The following is a 17,140-nucleotide window of genomic DNA, read 5'->3' on the forward strand; positions in this document are numbered from 1 at the left end:
CGTTTTATGCTTTTTTATATTTGTGTCGTGTTTTTTAAAGAATTGGTGCTTTTGCTTGAGAGGTGCTCTTGCTTGAGAGGTGCTCTTGCTTGAGAGGTGCTCTTGCTTGAGAGGTGCTCTTGCTTGAGTGGGATTCTTGTGAGCTTTTAAGGGGAAAGTGAAGAGGGGCTGCTCTTGGACTTTACTTGCTGTTTCTGTTCTCTTAAAGAGAGAAAATCTTGTAACTTATTTTCTTTTATCAAGCATAAAAATGTGTCTTACCAAGCGATATTGAGAGCGAAAAATCGATACTTAAAGCAAAAGATATTCTGGTGTTTGGGGAAGAAGAGCCCATTTTCTTGCAGGTGGAGAGGCAAGACGCATAGAGAAGACGCGCCAAAAGCTTAAGTTTTTGATCAAGACGTTTTGCTCTATGGAAAGGGCAACAGTGCTTTTAAAGAGCTTGGGGTGGAGGGGGAAATTGAAAGAAAAGAGGGACATCTATTTATTTACAAGACCGTTATTTATTTACGAGACCGCTAAGGACAGTTTCTCTCTCTCTGGATGAAAAAGGTTTTGTGCAATTTGGTTATGGAATTGTGAGAGACGCTGGTATTCATGCGGCGGCTTGCCAAATAATTAATCCTTATCATTTTGGGGCTTTATCATTTTGGGGGGGTGCCAGATTGACAACGAGGCATTGAGGCAAAGGGGTGGGTTTTAAGGAAAAGAGATTGAAAATTTTTGAGGAAAAGGTAAGCGTAGGGCGTTTACGTCGTGTGCTTGAGGAAGCTTTAGATGAGGCGATGACTGAGGTTGATCTGGGACTGAGGGTGATCTTGGCAGCGTGCTTGGCTTTCAATATGGGGGCACCACCTTGGGGAAAGGGGTGTTTTGGCTTGTAAGCGCCTCACGTATAGTGCTTCATGTATAAGCGCGTATAGGGCAAATGAATAAAATACGTAGAGGGGATTTATAGTGCTTGCATTACTCTGAGAAGGGTGCTAAGCGAATTTACCGCGCTGGTGGCGTGCTATCAAATATTGAAGAGTGGGAATTTTAGAAGTGGGGGAGTATCCGTATGATCGAAGATAAATCACAACACCAATTTGCCCATAAGGGAGATAAGGCTTTTGTATCGCAGCCAGTGTTGGATCAATCGGCAACTTTCAAAAAATGGATGATGCTTTCAACAAGCGATTATATCATCATTTGTTGTTTGGCTATCCTCTTGTTGGTGCTTTTTTCCGCGTCTGCCTATATGAGCCCTTTGGAATTTTTTCACGTTATATCCAAGGAACAGCTCCAAGCACTGGGACAAATGAAACAAGAAGATTTTCAAGAAATGAGTCAGAGTTTTATACAGATTCCTGCGATCGAATTTCTTCGTAACTTCGGGTGGAATGGTGTTTGGGCTTTTTTATGTCTCTTACCGCAAATAATTTTTGGCGTCCTTTTCGTGTTGTTTCCGCTCTTTTCTATTTTTAACGCCATTTCTAAACGGGATGCGAAGGAAATGATGAAGCTGTGGGAAACATTGCCAGAGCAGCAACAGCTAGACAACCAATCTCTCAACAAAATATGATAGGGGGGAAAAGTGATCACTTCTATAATGCCTCTTTTAATAACTACATTATTGATCTCCTTAGGGATAGTTATCGTTATTTATTCTGCGTGGAGCATGATACTCTTTTCTACCGTGAAGACCATCTTGTCCATTTATTATTCTTTGATAAAACGGGCAGTACTGTTATGTAAGATGCGAAGAAAATTAAAAAAGGGGACAGCGCAGAATTTGAGGCATAATCAGGCAGAGGGTAGAGGACAGAATACAGTTCTTGCAACACAGTTTAGAGTTTTTTCTTTTCAAGAATCTTTGCTTCTCTCAAAAAAGGACTATAAAATAATCTCTTGGATGGCTTTCATTGCAGTTGCGCTTTTTATATGGGCTACGCTTTTTTTGTCCTTTATTGCACGATATGCGACTGTTTCACACAATGATCCATTGTTTTTTTTGTTATTGATTATTGCGCTGCCGTTTTTGTTTATTTTGGTCTGTAGTGCTATCACTTTGCCTGTTATTTTAATTCTCCATAGTTTCCTTCATTATGGCGTGAAAAAAACAGCAAAGAGATTAGAAACATTTGTTTGAGAAGAGAATGAAAATGATAATTTCACATCAATGTGATAGGGGAAAAAAGTGAGCATTATAATACTACAACATTTGGCTTTTTTAGGGGGCATCATTATTGCCATTTTAATGTTTATGGTTATGATCAGGCTTCCTTACCTGTTGATCAAGCATATGAAGTTGTCTTTTAAACTCGCTCAAGACGTGAAAAAGAGTACGACGCAACAAAAGCAAGCCATACAACAGTTGCGCAACGATCTGGGAGAAATGAAAAGACACAATCTCACGCATAAGACCCTTGATGCGAAAATACGCTTTCTTAATTTTAAAGAATCTCTGCCTCTTTATTCAAAAGAATGTAAAATAATTCTTTTTATTTTTATCCTCTTTACCGTTTTGCAATTTGCTTTCTCTATCGTACATTTGGTATGGTGGAAGGATAGTATGGTCAGTTTTATAATACCGCGGTTTTCAATAGGTCGCATTATTTATGGCCTTCTATGGTTAGGGATTCTTCTCTTTTCTCCGATCATTGGGATCATGTGCATGAAGTTAACGAGAAAATTGAACAAAATACTTCCACAATTGGAAGAAGCGATACAACAACGCGATCAGGCAATTCGTATGCAGAATGTGGTAGGGGGACAAAATGACGAGTAGTCTTATAACATTAATAGCCTGTTATTTCCTGTTCTTTACGCTTTTAAATGTTTTAATATGGGCGCCAATCGTTGTCATTTATTACCTGTTTATCAAGCGTGCGAGGCTTTATTGTCGCGTGAAAAAGGAACTGAAATGCGTGCTGAATGAACGCGATATTGCCTTAAAACAGATCTCCCAAAAATAAAAAAGCAGCAGAATGTTTGATAAAAAACAGCTTTCTCTTGTTTGGCAAGACTATAAAAAAATATGCTATCTTTCTACGGTTATAGTGACTGCTCCAATAGTTATAACTGTTGTCGTTAAGATATGGAGAGGGCAGGACTTTGTTTCTCTTGTCGTATTCGAGCCACTGGCATGGACGCTTGCCTGTGTTTTTTTATTCTTACCGATTGTTTTTATTATGCGTTTTATCGTGACCCGTCAGTTGAACAAAATGATACGGCAATTAGAAGAAGAGGTTGAGCAGAAAGGAGCTCCCGTCATATTATACGATGTGAGCGAGGGGAAAGTGAGCGAAGGGAAAGTGAGCGAGGGGAAAGTGAGCGAGGGGAAAATGAGCGAAGGGAAAGTGAGCGAGGGAAAGTGAGCGAGGGGAAAGTGAGCGAGGGAAAGTGAGCGAGGGAAAGTGAGCGAGAGAAAAATGAGCGAGGGGAAAATGAGCGAAGGGAAAGTGAGCGAAGGGAAAGTGAGCGAGAGAAAAATGAGCGAGGGGAAAAAGTGAAGAGAGGCTTTTGTTGAGCCTTGCTTTTGACTTGTTCATTAAGGTGCATGGGTGTACTTCTCGTTTTATGCTTTTTTATATTTGTGTCGTGTTTTTTAAAGAATTGGTGCTTTTGCTTGAGAGGTGCTCTTGCTTGAGTGGTACTTTTGTTTGAGTGGGGATTCTTGTGAGCTTTTAAGGGGAAAGTGAAGAGGGGCTGCTCTTGGACTTTACTTGCTGTTTCTGTTCTCTTAAAGAGAGAAAATCTTGTAACTTATTTTCTTTTATCAAGCATAAAAATGTGTCTTACCAAGCGATATTGAGAGCGAAAAATCGATACTTAAAGCAAAAGATATTCTGGTGTTTGGGGAAGAAGAGCCCATTTTCTTGCAGGTGGAGAGGCAAGACGCATAGAGAAGACGCGCCAAAAGCTTAAGTTTTTGATCAAGACGTTTTGCTCTATGGAAAGTGTAATAGTGCTTTTAAAGAGCTTGGGGTGGAGGGGGAAATTGAAAGAAAAGAGGGACATCTATTTATTTACGAGACCGTTATTTATTTACGAGACCGCTAAGGACAGTTTCTCTCTCTCTCTGGATGAAAAAGGTTTTGTGCAATTTGGTTATGGAATTGTGAGAGACGCTGGTATACATGCGGCGGCTTGCCAAATAATTAATCCTTATCATTTTGAGGCTTTATCATTTTTGGGGGGCCAGATTGACAACGAGGCATTGAGGCAAAGGGGTGGGTTTTAAGGAAAAGAGATTGAAAATTTTTGAGGAAAAGGTAAGCGTAGGGCGTTTACGTCGTGTGCTTGAGGAAGCTTGAGATAAGGCGATGACTGAGGTTTATCTTGGCCGCGTGTTTGGGCTTTCAATAGAGCACCCTTCCTTGGGAAAAGGAAATTGTTCTATCTCTCAAGTGGACTCTTCTTTACTTGCACACCCTTGGGGCTTTGGTATTGAGGGCTGATGTTAACATTTGGCAGCTTTCTCATAAAAGCTTTATGGAAGATGAAAGTTTGGGCTTTAAAAAAAATATCGAAAAAATCAATTTGGGCCGGTTTTGTTGTTGATGATTCAAATCGTCATAAAGACAAAGCAACCTCGTTACGATTTTCTTGCACTCGTTTGCTTCTTCTTTGGAAAGCAGCTTATCTTCCTGAAAATAAAAAGAGCACTTAGAATTTTAGAGTCAGAGACCCAAATTTGTGCAATAGAAGAAGATATTTTTATGAAAATTTGATCGAGGAGAAAAGAGAAGCCTTAAGACAGCAGAGGATATATTGTGGGGAATAAAAACATGATGTTTGAAGTTGATGAAAAAAAAACACCCCTGATATTGTCTTTATAAAAGATGAGGGATACAAACGCTTGATATTGATGAACCCTCATCCATTGTGAGGACGAAAGCTTCGGTTCATGAAAATGGCTTGAAAATTGAAACAAATGAGGGATAAAAAATGAGGGGCAATGGAAAAAATGCACCATTGTATGAAGAGTTACGGTCTTTTTCGCTTGAAGAAGCGTTTTTGACAAGCAAAAATTATAAAGTCATCTTTTGCATTGCTTTCATTATTACCGCTTTTAAAGTGGCACTCGTTATATTTTTTGAGTGGGATTTGACAGTGTGGTCGAATTATATCCTGTTCATTTTAACATTAATATTGGGTTTTATATCAATGCTTCTTTTTGTGCTCATTCCTGTTGCCTTTGTGGTCCGTATCATCTTTACGCGTTTGTTGAAAAAAAAGATCGATATGTTGGATCAAGAAATCTGGCAGCGAAGAAAAACCGCTTCTCAACAAAACAGCGCGTGAAGGGAGGGCAGAAAATGAATACTGGTCTTTATATATTCTCATGCGTTGTAGGAGAGAGTTTCTATTCGTGCGATGTTTGAAGGTGATGGAAAAAAAATGCACCCTTGATATTGTCTTTATAAAAGATGAGGGATACAAACGCTTGATATTGATGAACCCTCATCCATTGTGAGGACGAAAGCTTCGGTTCATGAAAATGGCTTAGAAATTGAAACAAATGAGGGATAAAAAATGAGGGGCAATGGAAAAAATTCACCATTGGATAAAGAACCACGGTCTTTTTCGCTTGAAGAAGCGTTTTTAACAAGCAAAACTTATAAAGTCATCTTTTGCATTGCTTTCATTGTGGCAGCTTTAAGAACGGCTCTTCTCTTCTTACTCATGTGGCTTGAGTGGAAGTTGGCGGGGTGGGAAGGGGATGTTATAACAGTTCTCTTTTGCATCGTGCAGGTTATATTAGATTTAATTTTTGTACTCATTCCTGTTGCCTTTGTGGTCCGTATCATCTTTACGCGTTTGTTGAAAAAAAAGATCGATATGTTGGATCAAGAAATCTGGCAGCGAAGAAAAACCGCTTCTCAACAAAACAGCGCGTGAAGGGAGGGCAGAAAATGAATACTGGTCTTTATATATTCTCATGCGTTGTAGGAGAGAGTTTCTATTCGTGCGATGTTTGAAGGTGATGGAAAAAAAATGCACCCTTGATATTGTCTTTATAAAAGATGAGGGATACAAACGCTTGATATTGATGAACCCTCATCCATTGTGAGGACGAAAGCTTCGGTTCATGAAAATGGCTTGAAAATTGAAACAAATGAGGGATAAAAAATGAGGGGCAATGGAAAAAATGTATCATTGGATGAGGAATTACGGTCTTTTGCGCTTGAAGAAGCGTTTCTGACACGCAAAAATTATAAAGTCATCTTTTGTATTGCTTTCATTGTGGCAGCTTTAAGAATGGCTCTTCGCTTCGTACCCATGTTGCTTGGGTGGAAGTTGGCGGAGTGGGAAGGGGATGTCGTGGCAGCTCTCTCGTTAATTATGGAGCTTATATCATGGTTTATTTTTTTGTTCATCCCTGTTGCCTTTGTGGTTCGTATCATTTTCACGGTTCTGTTGAAAGAAAAGATCGATATGTTGGAGCAAGCACTCTGGAAGCAGAGAAAAACCGCTTCTCAACAAAACAGCGCATGAAGGGGCGGGGAAAATGATAGATATTAAAATGATGGATATTATTGTTGTACTCTCGTGGGGTGTGGGCTTGACGCTTTTCACGCTGCTTTCTGCTGTGGTCATGATGTTTATTTGGGCATTGTATTACTCTACTTTCAAGCGGGTGAGACTGTATTGCCAAGTGACAAAAGAATTAAGCCGCGTGCTTGAACAACCTATCGCTTTTGAGCCGTCTAGTGGAGCAACGCCGATGATTAAGCTGTTATCTGAGGAAAAAGAGTTTTCTCTTTCTGATGAGGAAATCTTAACGATGGAAAGTGCAACGGCGCTTTTAAAGAGTTTGGGGTGGAAGGTGGAAATTGAGGGAAAAGGGGATCATTTGGCCACCTATTATTTACCAGATCGTGAAGTGCAGTTTCTTTATAATGCTGAGAAGGGGTATCCGCGATTTGATTGTGCAATTGCGGTGGTTTCTGGTATCCATGCGGCGGCTTGCCAAACGATAGACCCTTATAATTCTGGAGGCTTGATTGCTCTTGAATTGAGTTTTGATGTGAAGGGGGTGGAAATTTTTGAAGAAAAGGTAAGCGTTGGATGTTTACGTCGTGTACTCGAGAAAGCTTTAGAAAAGGCAATGACTGAGGTTGATCTTGGCAAGATGCTTCACTCTCAATATAGAATCCTGCCTTGGGAAAACAAAACTGTGGTCCCTCGGTTTGCTTCTTATTCCCTGCGTTATCTTGCAGCTCTGGCTTTGATGGGCGATGTTGAAACTTTACACTCTTATCAGAAAAGCTTTATGGAAGGTGAGAAGCTGGGCTTTGAAACAAGCATCGAAGAGGAGCATCTGGAACGCGCAATGGTGATCGCTCAAGCGGTAGAAAAGACAAAGCAACCCAGTTACGATTTGCTTCAACAGGCGGCAAAGGATTTTTCCATGGAGGTAGAGAGCTATGAATGTTTTAGAGCTACAGATCCCAATTTGTGCAATAGAAGAAGAGATTCTTATGAAAATTTGATCGAGGAAAAAAGAGAAGAATTAAGGCAACAGGGATATTTTGTTTACGAAAAGGACGCGATTTGTGAGGTTGATGGAAAAAACTATCGTCCTCATATTCTTTACATAAAGGATGGGGAGTTAGAATATATGGATGTAGAAATTAGGGTTGAGGAAAAAATTTATTGAGAAAAATAAAGAGTTTAGATAAGTTAAAAAGAGCTTAAACCTAAAAATAGAGCGTAAAAAGCGCGAAGCGTAAAAGCAGAGGGGAACAATGCAGGAGAAAAAAGCAACATTTGAAGAGTCTTTCTTTTCATTTAGAAAATTTATGGTGTCTTCAGTGGAAAGGCGTAAAGGGGTGGGAAGGTGTAAAATAATAGGGTGCCGCTTTTTTATCATGTTTTGTACGTGCCTTATCATGATGGCTTTAGAAGTTTCTGCGGGTGCAAAATCTCTGGTACAGCCGTTGCAATGGACAAGATGGGAAGGAATTGGTTCTCTTATTTTTCTCTTACCAGTGTTGATATGGTTTTGTCTTCTCACACCCCTTCCTATTTTGTGGGGCATTTGTCGTTTTAAAGAGCGTAAATTGGAAAAAATAAAGAAAAAACTAAAAGAAAAAATAAAGCAGCAAGAGATTAATCAATGAGGTTATACACATGAGGAGTGAGGCCGCGGTTTTTATTTTGTTTCTGCCGATTGGATATTTTCTTCTAAATGCAGTTACAGTTTTTGCCATTTTTGTGAATATGATTATTGTGGCGCCTTATTATTCTTTAATAAAGCGTTTGAGGCTCTATTACAGAGTGAAAAAACAAAGACGTTTGATGAAAGAACATCCACAGCGTTTTTGTTTCTTTGAAAAAAGCGGAAAAGAAAAAGAGAGAGTGCCGCAAAACTTAGCACTAGAAACACAGATAAGTTTCTATTCGTTAAAAAAATGGCTCGCTTTTTCACGCAAAGATTATATCCTCCACGCATGCCTCTCTTTCATCATTATATTTTTCAAAGCTTATGTCTATGTGATTTTCTTTAAAGGGATAGATGAGATAGATGAGAGCAGATTTGAATATTTTGCCATTCTCTTGCTTTTCTGGTTTTTTTTATCGGTATGTATTTTTGCAACGATCCCTGTTGTTGTGATCCTTCGTGAAATTTTAACTCATCGATTGAAAAAGAAAATTCAGCAATTGGAAGAAGTGACTGAAGCAACCCAATCAATCAATTTATAAAGAGAAGGGGATAAAATGCATTACGAAATGGCGGCAGCTTGGACGGTGATTTTGATCATTCTGCTGGGGGGTGTTTTTGATTTTTTCTTAACAATACCCATTGTGGCACTGTATATTTCTTTTATCAAGCGTTTGATCTCGTATTACAAGGTTACCAAACAATTAAACGCAGCGCTGAAAAAGCGCATGTAGTGCTCGTGTCATGGGGGAGGCATAAGTTTTAGATCATGCCATTGCTTCACGGCTTGGGAGGAGGGCATCGATTGTTTTTCTCATTTTACGCTGATCTCTGGGGAAAAGGGTTGATGGCAATGAATAGGCTGGTGATAGGTTTGTAATAGGCTTGTATAGGTTTTAATGGGGCGGTTTATCGGAAGTTTTGTTGTTTTCTGTGAATTTGCAAAATCGTAAAAACGTGAAACTGTAAAACGGTGTGTGGTTGCTCAAGAGCCGTGAGGGTTGTGGGGAGGATATGGGGAGAAGAGGGTGCCAATGGAGGCGTAAAGGTTGGATTGTGCAATGCGTCAAAATTGGAATGGGGGAATGAGGGAATGGGGAGCGTTGGGGGAAAAGGGTTGATGGCAATGAATAGGCTGGTGATAGGTTTGTAATAGGCTTGTATAGGCTTTAATGGGGCGGTTGATCGGAAGTTTGTTGTTTTCTGTGAATTTGCAAAATCGTAAAAACGTGAAACTGTAATAGGGCGTGTGGTTGCTCAAGGGCTGTGAGGGTTGTGGGGCGGTTGGGGAGAAAAGGTGCCAATGGAGGATGGTTGGATTGTGCAATGCGTCAAAATTGAAATGGGTGAATGGGGAATTGGGGGAATGGAGGGCGTTGGGGGAACGGAGGGCGTTGGGGGAACGGAGGGCGTTGGGGGAACGGAGGGCGTTGGGGGAAAAGGGCTGTTGGCAATGAATAGGCTGATGATAGGTTTGTAATAGGCTTGTATAGGCTTTAATGGGGCGGTTTATCGGCAGTTTTGTTGTTTTCTGTGAATTTGCAAAATCGTAAAAACGTGAAACTGTAATAGGGTGTGTGGTTGCTCAAGAGCCGTGATGGTTGTGAGAGGGGATAAGCCCGTGTGAGAAGGGATAGAAAAACGTTTGGTTTTGGAGCTGTTGATATAGGCATGCTGTTTAGAGGCGTAAGGGAGGGGGATTGTTCGTTCTCAAAGCCTATGATGTAAGAGAGTATGGGCTATTCAAGAGGGTGTTCGGGTATGGATAGAGATTGAAGGGACACTGCTTCTTTGCAAAGCCATAGGTGTTGCTCATAAGTTTTGTTTATTCATATGGTTTTTTATGGCATCCAGTACCTGTTGGCTTATCTCCTTATGGGTCAGCCATCGTAAACCTTTGGGCGTTGTTTTTTGTCCTAATTGAATGGGGATAAAATCAACCTTGTTTTTGCGCGCGCACTCGAGGATCATTTGATCATGCATGTTGGAACCAAAAATATGAAGAATACATGGCGGTTTAGGCAAAAGAGCCAACTGCTCAATTAATGCGCAAGAAAATGCATAGGCGGGCGAATGAATCCATAATATGCAATATTTTAGATCATGCCATTGCTTCACAGCTTCTAAAAATTGCGCCTTTGATGCCGCACAATCATAATCCAACGACACACACAACTGTTTGTTGTGCAATGCCTCAAGCTGGACTTTATGGGAAAGAAAGCGTGCAGCAATAATCACTTCTTGCGGCTTTAGTGATTGATACAAAGGGGCAAGCATCCCTGTGCCCCCTACCACTAAATAACGATAGTGCGCATCCTTTTTTTTCATGCCCCCTCCCTTATTACTTTAAATCCCACCTCTTTGCTTTAAAAATGTGTACATTTCATCAGCAAGTCTTTCACAACGTGTTTGTACCTCTTCACTTATAACTTTCCAAGTACGACCTTCATCATCTGAGGAAAAATCTTCGTTGGAAGAGGCGATTTGACATTGGAGTGTATAACCATAAAGCGTGTGTACCACCGGAACTAAATGCTCACACGGTTGTGCGCATTTTTTGGCCGTACTCCCATGAGAGATAAGCCCAACAGGTTTATTTAAAAAGGCATTATAGCTCAAATTATCAAGAGCATTTTTTAAAACACCCGAATAAGACCCTTGATAAACGGGGCTTGCTAGAATAACGCCATCAGCCGCTGCAATGGTTTTTACAAACTCACGGACCGCAGCACTTGGATTAGCCTCTACCTGCTGATGATAATCTGGATCTGTCATCGGCAAGGGCTGTTCACGCAAATCAACCCAATGAAGTGATGCACCCCGCTTTATGAGGCAATCCGCTAAATAATTGGCTAAAGTTCTTGTTAAGGAAGGTTGACGCACAGACCCCAAAATAATTGCTATATTCAACAGGATTCTCCTTTATCTTTTCCCCACAAGCCTATAACGCAAGGCTTATAAAGAAGTGTGAGTAAAATGGCGCGTATCAATGCTGTTTATAAAGAGCAATTGTGATGATATCGCATAGTTATAGAATCAATCCATGCTAACAAGATTGTTGACAAAACAACACCTCAAATTTGCAAGGGAATGTTAGTGCTTTCATTAATATTAAAATGCTTGATCTCAAGAATTGCGGCTGTCTCTCTGTCTTAGAAGCGCTTTGATGAATATATTCTAAGCTATTGGCTTGCAAGATCCCCAATGAAAAATGGAATATATCGTCATATTTTGAATGATCATTGATCCTTTTTAATTGGAATAAGAAAGTTGTAAGATTTTCTCATTTCAAATGCTCTTATTGCGCGATCATTTGCAAATCAATGGAAGTTCCTTTTTTCATGTCTTAAGTGGGGGGTCCGAAAACAATTGAGAAAAGAATAAAAATGCTTCTGTCTTTTCAAGGGATAAGGGCTATCGTAGAGGCTAGATATGCCTGTTTTTGGGGCAGGGGGTGGGGTTGTCGTAGGAGCCTTAGGCTAATGGGGTTGTCCGTGTTGAGGAACGAGTTATGGCGTAGCTTGTTGCAAGGGAGGGTAAGGCTATTGTAGAGGCCGCAGGGGGCGTATATGAATGGTGCCGGATTACATTTTTTATTGAAACAATAGGGGTGATAGAGTTTATAGTAAGGGGGATATATTCATGGGGGCGCTATTGTTATCCCCTTCATGGGGGCTGTTCATGAAATGGGGGTGATGCGCGTTGGTTTGGAAGTGTTGAGAGATTTCTTTAAAACAAGCACGTGAATTGGCAAAACTATTGGCAACATGAATATGCAATACGAGTATTTTCTGGGGTGTTCTGTTTGACGATAATGGATGCAATTGTGCTTTGAGAGATTATGCGTGTCGTTATAAAGTTAGGGACAAACAGTTGCATAAAAGGGAAGAGCAAATGAAGGGGGAAAATTCCACATTTTATAACAAACGGTGCTCTCTTTTTTTGGGAAAATCATTTCGTTCTTATAAAGATCATATGATTATTTGTCTTATTTCTATCCTTATTGGGATAGGTTATAAAGCTCTTTTGATCCCATTAGAAGCCAAGTGGCCGTTGAGTGTATCGCAGGATAGCACTCTTTTGGCGCTCTTTGTGCTGCGTGAAGTCATCATGGTGGTCGTTGTTGCCTTGATGCCTGTTTTATTGGTGCTTTATCTCATCTTAATGTATTTGTTGAAAAAAAAGATTCAGCAGTTAGAAGAGGCTATCCAGCAACGGGGTCACACAATCGATCAACAAAATAATCCGGTAAAAAACAATAGAGAAAAAATAAGCTGTTTTTTTATCGTATACTTTTGGTTGATATTTCTGCTAAACGTCTTTTTTCCTGCGGGTGTTGTCATGCTCATTTTAGAATTTTACTATTTTGTTTTCAAGCAGGTGAGAACGTATCGTAAAGTGAGACGGGCATTAAAACGCGTAAGATAAAGAGAGTGACAAGGCGCTTTTGTAGCTATCGTGAGGGGTAAGAGGCAATGTTTAGAAGCTCTCGTGACACAAGAAGAGGGGAGGATGAATGGTTGGAAAATCATCAGACAAAGAAGAGAGCCTATTTTCGTTTGTAATGAGGAGGATGCTCTTAATCATTGGGAAGAGCAACCGCGCTTTTAGAAAGTTGGGGGGGGGTTATTAAAAATAAGGAAAGCGCCATGCATCGCACTTTTCGTGGTTCTTAAAAGAGCGGGCATGAGATAAAAAAATGCGTTTTTCATAAAAAAAGGAAGAGCAATTAAGGGGAAAAAGTCAGCATTTTATAATGGACTGCGCCATTTTTTCGAGAAAGATTATTTTTCTGTGCGAGAGCATGTTGTCATTTGTTTCCTCTCGCTCATTATTGAGCTATGGAACAGGATTTTCTTTCTTGAGCTGTGGAACAGGATTCTCTCTCTCTCATCCTTGGATAGCAAAGAGTACAACATTTTCTCTCTTGAGTTATGGAACAGGATTTTCTTTCTCCTATCCTTGGGTAGCAATGGAGAACGGACAGGGTGGTGGGATACACCTCTTTTTCTCTCTCTGTATGCGTTTTGGAAAGTTATTATAGTGTGTGTTTTGGTCTTGTTCCCAGTTATGTTGATACTCGGCATCATATTGTGGTTTTTGTTGGTAAAAAATATTCGGAAATTGAAAGGAATAAACCAGCAACGGGGTAAAATAACCGATCAAAAGGATCGATATAAAGAAAGTGTGAACTGGAAAATGGACGATATTCTTGTCATGATATTTGTTTTCGTGCTTATGTGCGTGACATTGGTGGTTGCTTGTATTCCCATGATGATTTTAGAACTTTATTATGGTGTCTTTAAGCAGGTGAGAACGTATCGCTGTTTAAGAAAAGAACTGAAAAACGTCTTGCAAGAACAGGATACAGCGTTTGAGAAGTCATGAGAGGGAAAAAATAATGAAGAAATTATGAGAGATTCAGCCTTTATAGGGATTGCTCTCTATACCATTTTGCCTCTGATATTTTTTGGTGCTCTTTCATGAGGTGTCCGTAAACATTGCTCTAAGGAGCAGTGTTGAGGGTGGCATTGAGTGAAAGAAAAGCCGATTATGGATTAGTATTGATTTAAGGGAATAAGAGCCCTTGGGGTTTAGAGCCTAGAGTGAGTGCTTGGGACTTACTTTATCGTTTGAGGCGTGAGGAAGGAACGGTTTTGCTTGTAGGGGCGCGCGGTATATGGGTTGTTTTCGTATTTTTAGGAGCCTTGTTCATTCAAGCTTTGAAATGAATCCTATTGAAGTGGGGATGCAGGGTCATTTTCTTGAAAATAAGAGAATTTTTGGGAAGAAAAAGCTGAATTGTGACTATTGTTTACAGATTGGTACGGTTTGAAAATCTTTATTGTTTGCAATGTGAGGAAGGTAAGAGGGTGGCAAGGTAGCAGGAATATTATAATTTTTATTATGACGCAAACCATAATGGTCTGTGTACTTTTCTTTATTCCGGTGGTATTTGGGTTTTGCATCATCATAATGCGTAAATTGGAAAAAAATCCAGAAACGAGAAGAGGCAATCTCTGTGTGATAGCAAATAAGCTCTCTGTCGCACGGGTCTTTTCAAAGAGAGAGGGGAATACATGAAGGAGCAAAATTGGGCATCAGAGCAAGAAACGCATAAAGGAGTGCATTCTTTTTCGCTCCAGCACGTGTTGCTCTCAGCAAAGGATTATAAAATTATCTTTGCTATTGCTGTTCTCATTATCATGTGGAAAATGGTGCTAGAAATACCAGGTGTATTGAATTGGCAGCTGACAGGGTGGCAATATGTTGTGCATGCCGTTCTCTTTAAAACAACGGACATCATAACGGTTTGTGTTATTATTTTTATTCCGGTTATGTTACGGCTTCGCACCAAAGTGACGGGTGAGTTGCGAAAAAATATTCAGAAACTAGAAGAAGCAATCTCTGTAGGAGAGCACATAAGCTCTCTGTCGCACGGGCTTTTTTAAAGACTGAGAGGGGAAAAATGAACAGTGATCCTATAGCCGTATTTCTATTAGATCCCGGATTCTGGGTGATGATTGTTATTTGCATGATCATTATCATGCTTGTTTTAGCTCTTTATACCTCTGTCTTTAAACGGATGAAAATGAATTTCCAAGTGAAAGGCGAGCTGGAAAGAGTGCTTAAAGAAAATGATCTTGCAACGCAGCAGTTTTGGAAAGATGAAGCTGTGGTGCAGGAGAGGCGTTTGCAACTAAAGGAAAAAGAGTTCTCTGCCGATTATGATGATGATGATGAAATTCTCACGATAGAAAGTGCAACAGGGCTTTTAAAAAGCTTGGGATGGTCGGTGGAAATCGAGGGAAAGGGAGATTATTTGGCAACCCTCTTTTTACCAGATCGCGAAGTGCAGTTTCTTTATAACGAGCAACGAGTGGAAGAGTTTTCGCCTTTTGATCGCGGACTTTTAATTATGAGCGGTATTTTTGCGGCGGCTTGTCAGACGATTAATCCTCATAATTCTGGGGTTGTTCCAACGGTATTTATGAATTTTGTACCCAATGGATTGGAAATTTTTGAAGAAAAAGTGAGCGTCCAGCTTTTAAAGAAAGCACTCGATAAAACTTTAAAATGGACAATGGAAGATGATTCTTTGCATGAAATGTTTCGCTCTCAATATGGTATTCCCCCTTGGGAAAAAGACTCTTTATCTTGGGCACCGGATGATGACATAGAGCTCGCACCTTATGCTTTGCTGCATCTTGCTGCTCTTGCCTTACTTGGCGATGTTGAGACTTTAGCTTCTTATGACGAAAGTTTTACGGCAGGGGAGAAGCTTGGCTTTGATGAAACCATTGAAAAAGTCCATTTGGAACGCGCGATGGTGATCGCTCAAGAAGTGAAAAGGGAAGGAAAGTTCAGTTACGATCTACTGGAACGGGTTGCTGAGAAGTGGTCTATAGCCATGGACTATCAGCTTTTCAGAGTGAGATCCCCTAATACGTGTAATCAAAAACGTGCTTTTCATAAAAAATTAGTCGAGGAGAAAAAACAAGAATTAAGGGAACAAGGGTTTGAAGGGGTGAGTGATGAACAGTTCGTGTTTGAAGCAGAGGGGGTAAAACATGCTCCTGATATTACTTATATTAAAGATGGTAAAATCGCATTTATGGATATAAAAATTGATTAGTGTTGTACTCTCCTGTTGAAGAAAAGCACTCTTATTTAAAAGATGTGAAAGCGCCATGATTGAGACGCTTTCACACCTTTCTTACCAGAGCTAAATAAAGGGCTCAAAAAATCAAGAATAATAGCCAAGATTTTAAAAAATAGACTGGAAATAGCTTGATCCTCAAGAATAGGGGGAAAAATCAATTATAAATTCTACTCTCTTCTTTAAGACTGTTCTGTTGTTTTGTTAGAAAATGCTCATAAATTATCGCTTATTCAAGTGCCTTATTCAAGCGGTATGAGGGAAAGGTCCATTGACTAAAGCGCTATGGGGGGAGCTTTAAGGGTTAGAGCCTTTGTCATTTGAGGGGAGAGGAAGGCAAAAAATGGCATTTTTGAAGGCTGTGATATTTGGCCAATAAAAATAAAAACACAATAAAAATTAAACTAAAACAAAGGAAAAATTAAACTAAAAAAGGCCCCATTTAAAAAGGGCCTTTTTATTTAAGTTTTACAATATATACAAAATGTATATAACTTTACTTTAAGAACTTTTTGTATCTTATACTCTAGTAGAAACAAGTTGTATGAAATATATAATAATTGATCCTAAAAAACTAGCTATTGCATTCAATAAACTTTTTCCTTTCTCGTATATATCGTTTATTGATGCTTGTTCTGATGCGCTTCTATTACTGACTCTCAGTATATTCAATGTATCCGATGTGTCCCTTACTTGTTTAACAAACTGTAAATTTGTTTTCTCAATAGTATAAGGTGCAACAATAGGAGAGGGCTGTTTATTGACTATACGATCAGATTTTTGAATCGCGAGAGCTAAACCACTTGTGATAGCCCCCGCTATGAAAAAATATCTGATATTCATAGTTTTTCTCCTATATTTATTTCGATAAATAAATATCGATACGTATCATATATAAATTCGATTTAAATAACTATAGTAAAAATACAACAATCACAAAAAAGAATAAACTTTGTCTATATTTTGACAAAATTTACCCTTAATTGCCTTAATGAATTCTTTTAGATTCGATTTTATGAAGGCGTAAAAAGGTTTGAAAGCTCTGTAGGCAAGTGGAATCCCATAAGATGGGTGATACGGTAGTCGCTAGAAAACTTCCTTTTGTGCCTTTGACCAAGGATTCATAAAAATGAGGGTTCATAAAAATGAGATGCGATGAAAATTGAGTAAAACCCTTGAAGGGAAGGATGCACTCTTTTTGAGGGCTAGAGTGCATCCTCTTATGGATTGGATACTGCCTTATGAGGGTTTGGCAGTTTCCGTTGAGGGGAAGGATGCACTCTTTTTGAGGGCTAGAGTGCATCCTCTTATGGATTGGATACTGCCTT

At 39.6% G+C, this 17,140-nt stretch carries 23 protein-coding genes; 20 read left to right on the forward strand and 3 right to left on the reverse strand.

Translation table 11 applies throughout. The annotated features are described in order from the left end of the window. Window positions 1-713: 713 nt before the first annotated feature. The 15 genes from ACFILY_RS06200 (at window position 714) to ACFILY_RS06270 (ending at window position 9,632) form a co-directional block, all read left to right on the forward strand. Window positions 714-884 (forward strand): hypothetical protein, encoded by a 171-nt coding sequence (locus ACFILY_RS06200; RefSeq protein WP_273790891.1) that lies wholly within the window; start codon window positions 714-716, stop codon window positions 882-884. 176 nt (window positions 885-1,060) lie between these two features. Next, complete coding sequence (locus ACFILY_RS06205) at window positions 1,061-1,564, forward strand: hypothetical protein (RefSeq protein WP_375637944.1); 504 nt, start codon at window positions 1,061-1,063, stop codon at window positions 1,562-1,564. Between the two features lie 210 nt (window positions 1,565-1,774). After that, window positions 1,775-2,131, forward strand: coding sequence for a hypothetical protein (locus ACFILY_RS06210; RefSeq protein WP_375637945.1), 357 nt, complete (start codon window positions 1,775-1,777; stop codon window positions 2,129-2,131). Window positions 2,132-2,179: 48 nt separating this feature from the next. After that, on the forward strand, window positions 2,180-2,770 hold the full coding sequence (locus ACFILY_RS06215) for a hypothetical protein (RefSeq protein ID WP_375637946.1): 591 nt from the start codon (window positions 2,180-2,182) through the stop codon (window positions 2,768-2,770). A 199-nt stretch (window positions 2,771-2,969) separates the two neighbouring features. Beyond that, the gene (locus ACFILY_RS06220; protein WP_375637947.1) at window positions 2,970-3,359 is read left to right on the forward strand and encodes a hypothetical protein; all 390 of its coding nucleotides are present in this window, start codon (window positions 2,970-2,972) and stop codon (window positions 3,357-3,359) included. Window positions 3,360-4,441: 1,082 nt separating this feature from the next. Continuing rightward, window positions 4,442-4,654: a hypothetical protein gene (locus tag ACFILY_RS06225; RefSeq protein ID WP_375637671.1), complete on the forward strand. Its 213-nt coding sequence runs from the start codon at window positions 4,442-4,444 to the stop codon at window positions 4,652-4,654. A 278-nt stretch (window positions 4,655-4,932) separates the two neighbouring features. Next, complete coding sequence (locus ACFILY_RS06230) at window positions 4,933-5,289, forward strand: hypothetical protein (protein WP_375637672.1); 357 nt, start codon at window positions 4,933-4,935, stop codon at window positions 5,287-5,289. A 231-nt stretch (window positions 5,290-5,520) separates the two neighbouring features. After that, on the forward strand, window positions 5,521-5,886 hold the full coding sequence (locus ACFILY_RS06235; protein ID WP_375637673.1) for a hypothetical protein: 366 nt from the start codon (window positions 5,521-5,523) through the stop codon (window positions 5,884-5,886). A gap of 231 nt (window positions 5,887-6,117) precedes the next feature. Then, window positions 6,118-6,483, forward strand: a complete 366-nt coding sequence (locus tag ACFILY_RS06240; protein WP_375637674.1) for a hypothetical protein — start codon at window positions 6,118-6,120, stop codon at window positions 6,481-6,483. Between the two features lie 13 nt (window positions 6,484-6,496). Beyond that, the gene (locus tag ACFILY_RS06245; RefSeq protein WP_375637675.1) at window positions 6,497-7,648 is read left to right on the forward strand and encodes a DUF6990 domain-containing protein; all 1,152 of its coding nucleotides are present in this window, start codon (window positions 6,497-6,499) and stop codon (window positions 7,646-7,648) included. A 211-nt stretch (window positions 7,649-7,859) separates the two neighbouring features. Further along, window positions 7,860-8,111 (forward strand): hypothetical protein, encoded by a 252-nt coding sequence (locus tag ACFILY_RS06250; RefSeq protein WP_375645306.1) that lies wholly within the window; start codon window positions 7,860-7,862, stop codon window positions 8,109-8,111. Between the two features lie 10 nt (window positions 8,112-8,121). Continuing rightward, window positions 8,122-8,694 (forward strand): hypothetical protein, encoded by a 573-nt coding sequence (locus ACFILY_RS06255; protein WP_375637677.1) that lies wholly within the window; start codon window positions 8,122-8,124, stop codon window positions 8,692-8,694. A 15-nt stretch (window positions 8,695-8,709) separates the two neighbouring features. Continuing rightward, complete coding sequence (locus tag ACFILY_RS06260; protein ID WP_273790878.1) at window positions 8,710-8,886, forward strand: hypothetical protein; 177 nt, start codon at window positions 8,710-8,712, stop codon at window positions 8,884-8,886. Window positions 8,887-9,155: 269 nt separating this feature from the next. Continuing rightward, window positions 9,156-9,305 carry a hypothetical protein gene (locus tag ACFILY_RS06265; RefSeq protein WP_375637678.1) on the forward strand — a complete coding sequence of 50 codons (150 nt, stop codon included), beginning with the start codon at window positions 9,156-9,158 and terminating at the stop codon, window positions 9,303-9,305. Between the two features lie 144 nt (window positions 9,306-9,449). Next, window positions 9,450-9,632, forward strand: a complete 183-nt coding sequence (locus ACFILY_RS06270) for a hypothetical protein (protein ID WP_375637679.1) — start codon at window positions 9,450-9,452, stop codon at window positions 9,630-9,632. A gap of 332 nt (window positions 9,633-9,964) precedes the next feature. Here ACFILY_RS06270 and ACFILY_RS06275 read toward each other — a convergent pair whose 3' ends face one another. Together ACFILY_RS06275 and ACFILY_RS06280 are read right to left on the reverse strand one after the other, a co-directional pair. Next, on the reverse strand, window positions 9,965-10,480 hold the full coding sequence (locus tag ACFILY_RS06275) for a short-chain dehydrogenase (RefSeq protein WP_375637680.1): 516 nt from the start codon (window positions 10,478-10,480) through the stop codon (window positions 9,965-9,967). 18 nt (window positions 10,481-10,498) lie between these two features. Beyond that, window positions 10,499-11,062, reverse strand: a complete 564-nt coding sequence (locus ACFILY_RS06280; protein ID WP_375621749.1) for an NADPH-dependent FMN reductase — start codon at window positions 11,060-11,062, stop codon at window positions 10,499-10,501. Window positions 11,063-12,094: 1,032 nt separating this feature from the next. On the opposite strand from ACFILY_RS06280, the gene ACFILY_RS06285 reads away from it, so the two are divergent. From ACFILY_RS06285 to ACFILY_RS06305, 5 genes are all read left to right on the forward strand, one after another. Next, entirely contained in the window at window positions 12,095-12,580 is a 486-nt protein-coding gene (locus ACFILY_RS06285) for a hypothetical protein (RefSeq protein ID WP_375637681.1), read from the forward strand. 366 nt (window positions 12,581-12,946) lie between these two features. Then, on the forward strand, window positions 12,947-13,540 hold the full coding sequence (locus tag ACFILY_RS06290) for a hypothetical protein (RefSeq protein ID WP_375637682.1): 594 nt from the start codon (window positions 12,947-12,949) through the stop codon (window positions 13,538-13,540). A gap of 218 nt (window positions 13,541-13,758) precedes the next feature. Further along, window positions 13,759-13,884 carry a hypothetical protein gene (locus tag ACFILY_RS06295; RefSeq protein WP_375631441.1) on the forward strand — a complete coding sequence of 42 codons (126 nt, stop codon included), beginning with the start codon at window positions 13,759-13,761 and terminating at the stop codon, window positions 13,882-13,884. A gap of 348 nt (window positions 13,885-14,232) precedes the next feature. Continuing rightward, window positions 14,233-14,604 carry a hypothetical protein gene (locus ACFILY_RS06300; RefSeq protein ID WP_375637683.1) on the forward strand — a complete coding sequence of 124 codons (372 nt, stop codon included), beginning with the start codon at window positions 14,233-14,235 and terminating at the stop codon, window positions 14,602-14,604. 17 nt (window positions 14,605-14,621) lie between these two features. Beyond that, on the forward strand, window positions 14,622-15,788 hold the full coding sequence (locus tag ACFILY_RS06305; RefSeq protein ID WP_375637684.1) for a DUF6990 domain-containing protein: 1,167 nt from the start codon (window positions 14,622-14,624) through the stop codon (window positions 15,786-15,788). A gap of 543 nt (window positions 15,789-16,331) precedes the next feature. On the opposite strand, the gene ACFILY_RS06310 is transcribed toward ACFILY_RS06305, so the two are convergent. Continuing rightward, window positions 16,332-16,655 carry a hypothetical protein gene (locus ACFILY_RS06310; protein ID WP_273790865.1) on the reverse strand — a complete coding sequence of 108 codons (324 nt, stop codon included), beginning with the start codon at window positions 16,653-16,655 and terminating at the stop codon, window positions 16,332-16,334. Window positions 16,656-17,140: the final 485 nt, after the last annotated feature.

Origin of the sequence: Bartonella sp. CL25QHWL (assembly GCF_042195335.1) — a bacterium.
Classification (GTDB): domain Bacteria; phylum Pseudomonadota; class Alphaproteobacteria; order Rhizobiales; family Rhizobiaceae; genus Bartonella.